This is a genomic window from Thermosipho globiformans, assembly GCF_003990895.1.
GTDB lineage: Bacteria > Thermotogota > Thermotogae > Thermotogales > Fervidobacteriaceae > Thermosipho > Thermosipho japonicus.
Genome location: NZ_BHXD01000069.1, coordinates 1 through 233 on the forward strand (window position 1 = coordinate 1; position 233 = coordinate 233).

Annotated in this window: 1 protein-coding gene; it reads left to right on the forward strand. The window is 33.0% G+C overall.

Translation table 11 applies throughout. From position 1 onward, the window contains the following. On the forward strand, positions 1-233 hold a 233-nt coding region (locus tag EO083_RS09830; RefSeq protein ID WP_206512291.1), incomplete at both ends, for a transposase.

The following is a 233-nucleotide window of genomic DNA, read 5'->3' on the forward strand; positions in this document are numbered from 1 at the left end:
GAAATGTTAGAAACGGAATTAGAAGATGAATTAGGATATGAGAAATACGATAAGGAAAATAAAGAAACGGATAACTCTAGAAATGGATACAGCTCAAAAAAGGTAAGAACAAGCATGGGGGAGATAGAATTGAAAATACCCAGAGATAGAAAGGGGGAATATGAACCGAAAATAATACCAAAGTATAAAAGGGATATCTCAGATATTGAAAGTAGAATAATAGGGATGTATGG